Annotated in this window: 5 protein-coding genes; all 5 read right to left on the reverse strand. The window is 73.1% G+C overall.

The window, feature by feature from the left end:
* Positions 1–10: 10 nt before the first annotated feature.
* On the reverse strand, positions 11–1,372 hold the full coding sequence (locus NCC78_RS25360; RefSeq protein ID WP_372495201.1) for an O-antigen ligase family protein: 1,362 nt from the start codon (positions 1,370–1,372) through the stop codon (positions 11–13).
* Positions 1,373–1,375: 3 nt separating this feature from the next.
* Positions 1,376–2,989 carry a lipopolysaccharide biosynthesis protein gene (locus NCC78_RS25365; protein ID WP_250797557.1) on the reverse strand — a complete coding sequence of 538 codons (1,614 nt, stop codon included), beginning with the start codon at positions 2,987–2,989 and terminating at the stop codon, positions 1,376–1,378.
* A complete protein-coding gene (locus NCC78_RS25370; protein WP_250797559.1) occupies positions 2,982–3,524 on the reverse strand; it encodes an acyltransferase in 543 nt (180 codons plus the stop codon). The genes NCC78_RS25365 and NCC78_RS25370 overlap by 8 nt, the downstream gene beginning before the upstream one ends.
* A 95-nt stretch (positions 3,525–3,619) precedes the next feature.
* Complete coding sequence (locus tag NCC78_RS25375; RefSeq protein WP_372495202.1) at positions 3,620–5,557, reverse strand: hypothetical protein; 1,938 nt, start codon at positions 5,555–5,557, stop codon at positions 3,620–3,622.
* Positions 5,558–5,781: 224 nt separating this feature from the next.
* Positions 5,782–6,714, reverse strand: a complete 933-nt coding sequence (locus NCC78_RS25380; protein ID WP_250797563.1) for a glycoside hydrolase family 26 protein — start codon at positions 6,712–6,714, stop codon at positions 5,782–5,784.
* Positions 6,715–6,829: the final 115 nt, after the last annotated feature.

A 6,829-nucleotide genomic window follows, 5' to 3' on the forward strand; every position in this document is an offset into this window, starting at 1 on the left:
GTGGCGGCGGTCATGCGGGCACCGCCGCCGGGATCGGGGTGGGGCGCGGCGGATGCCGGAGCCGGGCCGCCGCCTCCCGCTCGCTCAACGCCATCGCGAAGGCGACGGCGAAGAAGGCGACCGCCAGGTTCTGGTTGGCCATGCCGTAGAAGGGGATCTGCACCAGGCAAATCACCGGCACCACGGCGAGCCACTGGCCGGCGGCCGAGGTTGCCCGGGCGCAGACCAGCGCGGCGACCACGAACCAGGCGACGAAGCAGAGCAGCGCCGGCACGCCGTGGCTGAACAGCACCATCCAGAGCTGCCCCTGGGTACCGATCGGCGCCTCGGCCGAGACGGTGTCCACGTTGACCGGCGCGCCGTAGCCGAGCCACGGCGACTCCCGCACCCGGCGGATCACCTCCGCGTAGAGGGAGAGCCGGTCGGTGTTCGTGTCGCTGGACTCGACGCGGTTGCCGATCAGCTCCGTGATCGGGATGAACAGGGTGGCCAGCCCGCCGATGACCACCACCCCGACGATGGACGCGGCCACCCGCACATTGCCGCGCAGGGCGGCCCGGACGCCGAGCACCGCCAGCCCGGCGCCGATGCTGAGGAACATCGCCCGGTTCAGGGTGAGGAACGCCGGCGCCAGCGACAGCGGCAGTGACACCAGCAGCGCCCAGCGCAGCAGGCCGCGCCGGCGCAGCATGGTGAACGCGACCACGCAGGGCAGCGTCATCGCGTACGCGCTGCCGTAGTTGTTGGTGTACGCGAACGGCGCCGCCGGCCGGTAGATGGGGTTCAACGACCGGGCGCTGAACTCCGCGGTGGTCAGGTGGACCATGTCATGGATGAACGGGGTGCGGGCGACCCCGCCGGGGAGCAGCACCTCCAGCGGGGTGGTCAGCGCGAGCCGCGGCGCCAGCACACCCAGCCAGCCGAGGGCGACCAGCCCGAACCAGAACGCGCAGAGCGGGACGAGCACCGCGGCCTGGTCGGGGCGTTCCCGGGCGACGGCGTAGACGTAGACGCCGACCACCAGCGCGGTGACGTAGAACGCCAGCCGTAGGGCGAAGGTCAGCAGCGAGACCGGCGTCTGCAACTGGGTGGCGCTGACCACCACGGCGGCCAGGAAGAGCAGCCAGATGCCGGCGGCCGGGGGCAGCGGCACCCGCCCCCGGATGACCAGCAGCGCGAACAGCAGCGCGCCGAGCAACGGCCAGCCGAGGTAGAACGCGCCCGCCAGCCACCACAGCGGCACCAGACCGAACATCGCCGCGAGCGGCCAGAGCGGCAGCCGGGGCGGCGCCGGCGCGGGCGGTGGCGACGGGTCGACGCCGCCCGGGCGGCCGGCGGGCTCACTCGTGGCTGGCGCGCGGGTGACCGGCACCGGTCAGCCCCGGCCGCTGCGGGTGAGCACGAAACCCAGCGGGGTGACCCCGGCGGCGCGCAGCCGCTCCACCAGCCGGCGCAGGTCACCCTGGCGGGTCCGGTCCCGCTCGATGACCACCACCGCGGTGCCCTGCCGGGCCACCGCGACCCCGCGCTCATCGGACTCCGCGGGCGGGGCGTTGAACAGCACCAGGCCGTGGTCGGCGCCCTGCCGCCAGGTGCCGAACCGGACGCTGCCCGCGCCGACCGTCACCTCGTCGGCGCTCTGGACCCGACCGTTCTCGGCGGCGACGGAGGCGACCCGGGGCAGGGTCAGGGTGGCGTCCGGGTCGGTGGACGGGCGCGCGCCGGGCGGATGCGGTGACGGGCGGCGCGGCGCGGACTGGTCCGTGGCGCCACCGCCGGAGCCCGTCACGGATCCCGCCGGCCGGGGCTTGGGGACGACCGGGCGGGCCGGGTCGGCGGAGGCGGGCAGCCGTTCCTTGTCGGCCAGCACGGTGCCGCGCAGCCGGTCGGCGCGGCCGCTGTCGTCGGCGACGAAGACCTCCCGGCCGACGGCGGCCAGGGCCACCGCCAGGCCGGCGGTGATGGCGGTCGGATCCTCCTCCCGCGCGGTCAGCAGCGACACCCGGGCGGGCTGCCGCACCCGCTCGGCGATGGCCATCGCCACGTAGCGGATGTCGGCGTCGACCGCCTCCTTGCGGCCGCGGAACCGTCGCCGGCGGACGGTGCCGAGCAGCGGCAGGCCGGTGGCGTCCCGGCCGTCGTCGACCGAGCGGATCCGGCGGTCCACCGACTCCCAGGCGTACGCCAGCACCACGCCGAGCAGCGCCCCGCCGAGCAGCCCGGCCAGCAGGTAGAGCGGCCGGTTCCCGGCCGAGGAGGCCAGGGCCCGCTCGGCGGTCTGGGTGACCCAGCCGGGATTGACGTCGACCGCGGCGATCTCGGTACGCGCCGAGTTGAGCTGGGTGAGCTGGTTGTTCACCCCGGCGAGCTCGGCCACCACCCCGTCGACGGCGCCCTCGCGGGCGCTAGCGATCCGCTTCTGCAGGCCGACCTGCTGGGCGGCGACCTTGTTGATGCTGGCGTCGTAGGAGCGCAGCATCTCCTCCCGCTGCTTCTCGTACATGGTGCGGCGCACGTCGAGGTAGGCCCGGGCGGCGAGGTTGACGCCGTCCACCGCCTGCTGCGCGGTGGACGCCCGGTAGACGAAGCGCAGGATCTGGCCGCCGGTGGGCACCTCCACCTCGAGGGCGTCGCGCACCTCGCGCGGATCCGTCCCACCGGCCTCGGCCAGCCGCTGCACCACCTCGGTGCCGGTGGCGATGCCGCTCTCCACGTTCATGTTCACGGCCCGTTCGGCGTTCGCCCCGCTGGGGGTGAAGGCGTCGGTGACCACCGGCCGGACCGCGACCACCGCGCTGGCGGTCACCGCGGCCGGGACGAGGAGCACGTATCCGAGGGCGGCGAGCAGCCCGAGCGCGGCGACCGCGGCCACCAGGCGGATGCGGTGCAGCGGTACGCGCAGCAGGTCGGTGAGGGTAACGGTGCGGCCCGGCGTGCGCCCGTTGGGGGCGGAGTCGGTGGGCCAGGAGCCGGGAGGAGCGTCAGTCATGGAACTTCTTCACCGTCTGTTGTGGATTTCCGACGACCACGACCCGTGGTGGCACGTCCGTACGGACCACCGTCGCGGCGCCCACGACACTGTCCCGGCCGATCCGCACGCCCTTCATCACCAGCGCGTGCGCCCCGATCCACACGTTCTCCTCGATGGTGATCGGAGCGCGGCTGGCCGGGGTGGGCGGGTCGTGCCGCTGCTCGGGCGGCAGGTTGTGGAAGTCGTTGTCCAGCAGCTCGCAGTCCGACAGCAGGCACCGGTCGCCGATGGTGACCGAGGTCCAGGTGCCGATCCAGGTCGCGTTGAGCAGGCAGTCGGCGCCGACCCGCACCTCGCCGGGGCCGGCGAACCGGACCAGCTTGTTCAGCCGGGTGCGGTCACCGATGCTCACCCGTACGCCCCGGCGCAGCCGGACCCGGCCGCGGATCTCCACGCCCCGGCCGAGCGTCAGCCCGGGATAGCGCAGCCGGTACCAGCCGCGTTTGACCGCGAAGACGGCCCGCACCGCGAGCCCCCGGCGGATGCCGACCAACGATCCTCCCCCACGTCCGTGGGGCCGGCGACAGTGGATCCGTCGCCGGCCCAACGTGAACAATCTACCGATGTTCGGTTACGAACAGTCGTCCGTCACTGCACGGAGAAGAACGTCGACGGGGTGGACCAGGTCAGTCCGGGGGCCGCCGGGGCGATCACCGTAGCCGCCGCCCCGTTGACCACGGCGGCCGGGGCGGCGGTCGGGTCGAACGGCACGCTGCGCAGCGCGCCGTCGGTGGCGCCGTAGACGATCCTGCCGGCGACCCAGGCCATGCCCCGCACGGTCGACCAGGTGACGCCGGTCGTCGGCAGGGTGAACTCGGTGGCGCCGAGGTAGTTGCCGTCGATCTCGAAGTAGCGGTAGTAGAGGCCGGCGGCGCCGGTGCGGGTGTAGTAGAGGCGGCCGTCGAGGTAGAACGCGCCGGTCATCGCCGCCGGGTTGAACCAGTCGTTGTAGCCGGACGCCTCCCACGGGGCGCCGATCGCGCCGCCGTTGAACAGCGAGATGTCGATCCGGCTGCCGGTGGGGGTGCCGGCGACCGTGTGCGACCAGTAGATCCGGTCGTCCACCCGCCAGGTCGCGCCGGCTCCGGTGTAGTTGGGCTGGCTGACCGTGGCCGGGGCGCCGAGCGCCGCGCCGTCGAACGGGACCTTGGCCAGTTCCCCGGCGCCCGTGCCGAGGTAGAGGTTGCCGCTGGTCGCCGTCGGCGCGTTCTTCGGGGTGATCACGCGCCCGCCGGAGAGCGGGAACATGCCGAGCCGGCCGTGGTACTCGTTGCCCATGCCGTCGGAGTTGTGCCCGAAGTACAGGCCGTCGCTGCCGCGCCAGAGCACCGGCACCGAGGAGCCCCAGTTGCTGGTGCCGACCGGCATCGAGGCGCTGCCGCTGCGGCGCGGGTTCCAGTTGACCGGCATGCCGGTGGCCGGGGTGACCGCGGCGATCCCGAGCCGGTCGATCGCGCCGGCGCCGGCCTGGTCGCTGGCGTTCGGGTTGTTCAGCCAGCGGAAGTGCCCGCCGAGGTAGATGACGTTGTCGGCGACCTCGACGGAGGTGATGGTGTCGTTGCCGGTGAAGTCCACCCAGGTGGCGAGCAGGCCGCTGCCCCGGTCGGCGGTCTCGAAACGGACCAGCGCGTCGCAGTACGCGGCCGGCCAGCCCCCGCCGCCGTTCGTGCCGACGACGAACCAGCTGCCGTCACCGCCGAACTTGACGTCCTGCACGTAGTGCACGAAGGTCGCCGGGGCCGCGCACGGCGGAACGAACTTCTCGGTGCTCCAGTTCAGCACGGCCGGCGTGCCGGTGAGGCCGACCAGCGCCATCTGGTTGCGCGGCAGGTCGTTGACGTACATGAAGTTGCCGCCGACGGCCAGGGTGCCGCCGTCCGGGGAGACGTCGATGGTCCAGACGTACGAGGTCGTGGTGTGCCGCCCGACGGTGGCGTTGACGTTGAACGTCGGGTCGATCGCGCCGGTGGTGGCGTTGAGCCGGCCGAGGCCGGCGTGCGCGGTGCCGTTGAGCCAGTTGAACGCGCCGGCGACGTAGAGCCAGTTGCCGTGCAGCACCAGGTCCCGGACGGTGCCGCCGTCGGAGCGGCCGACCCAGCTGTCGACGATCGCGCCGGTGGTCGGGTTGAGCGCCACCAGGTTCTTGCGGGAGACGCCGTTGACGGTCTTGAAGGCGCCGCCCACGATCAGCGTGCCGCCCGGCCCCGCGACCAGCGTGTTGACCGCCCCGTCGAGCACCGGCAGGAAGCTGGTCGAGATCGTCCCGGTGGCCCGGTCGTACCCGAAGAGGTAGCGCTGGGTGGTCCAGGCCGCGCTGGCGGTCTGCCGGATCTGGGTGAAGCTGCCGCCGACGTACACGGTGGTGCCGACCTGCGCGAAGGCGCGGGTCTCCCCGTCCTTGGCGTGCGGGGTGGTGTCGGCGGGGTTCGCCGAGACCAGGGTCGCCGGTTCGGGGGCCGGCACCACGGCGGCGGAGGTCGTCGTGGGCACGGCCAGCACCGCGGCGACGGTCACCAGCGCGACCACCGCCGCCCGGGTGCGGAGTCCGGCGGATCGCCGCCAAGAGAGGGAGAGTTCGGGCACGCTGCGCCTCCAAGGTGGATGAGAACCCGCGTAGCGTGCCTCGCCCACCTTGGGTGGCGATATCCGCCGATTGGGCGGTCACTGCATCCGCAAGACGACAGCGCCGTTCGGAGTCGGATGTCCGACTCGGACCCTGTTACCCGCCGTCATTCGGCGACCACGTGGCGTCAGCGGCTCCCTCCGGTGGGCTGCCGCAGGTAGCCGTCCTGCCCGGCCCGGGCGAAACCGGCCACCGCCGAGGGATCGTGGTCCATCGTCATGTCACAGGTGCTCGACCGGCGCGTCATCCCCGCGGAGTTGAAGTAGATCGCCGCCTTGATCGTCGGGTGCGCCTTCAGCGCCGCCGGGAACTCCTCGAACCAGCGCCGCTTGGCGTCCGGGTCGGCCGCGTTGAAGTTGGTGCCGAACTCGGCGAGCATCCGGGGCTTGCCCACGCCGATCCGGTGCTCGTCGAGCCAGCGGTAGAAGCCGCCGACGGTGGTGGCCGGGCTCTTCCACACCGTGCTGCCGTTGCAGACGTGGAAGTTGTACGGGTCGTAGGCCACCCAGTCGACGTACGAATCGCCGGGGTACAGGCCGGCGTACCGGTCGTGGTGACCGGACCAACCCATCATCGTCCAGACCCAGACCGCGTTGTCGGCGCCGGCCGCGGCGAACCGGTCGTGCACGTACCGCCAGGCGCGGACGAAGTCGGCGTCGCTGCCCTTGGCCGGCTCGTCCTCCGGCTCGTGGTCGAAGCCCATGAAAACCGGCACACCCGTGGCCCGGATCCGCCCGGCGACCGCGTCGATGGTCGCGTCGTGCCGGCCACTGTAGACGTCCCGCCAGGTCAGCACGGTGCCGGACGAGAAGATCCGCGACTCCCAGGCGAAGAACATCAACCGCCCCTCGCTCATCTGCCGCTGCTCGTAGGCGTCGGGGAAGGCGCCGTTGCTGCCACTGTTGGAGAAGTCGTGGTAGCGGTGCACCACGTCGAACTTCCGCCCCACCTTGGCCTCCACCTCGGCCACGGCGGCACCGTGGTCCCAGCCGTCGCCGGCGCCGGCCGGCGCGTACATCCCCCACCAGGCGCCGCAGGAGGGCACCAGCTTTCGCGACACCTCACCGCACCCTCCGGTGCCAGTCGACGGGGTCGGCGTCGGGCTGGGCGCGGGGCGGGTGGGGCTCGCGCTCGGCGTGGGCCGCGGCGCGGTGCTCGGGGCCACGGTGCGCGAC

This window comes from Micromonospora phytophila, from assembly GCF_023656545.1.
Lineage (GTDB): Bacteria > Actinomycetota > Actinomycetes > Mycobacteriales > Micromonosporaceae > Micromonospora > Micromonospora phytophila.

Excerpts from the sequence above, each read along its gene's own strand:
- NCC78_RS25365 (WP_250797557.1), bottom strand. The coding sequence starts at position 2,989 with ATGACTGACGCTCCTCCCGGCTCCTGGCCCACCGACTCCGCCCCCAAC.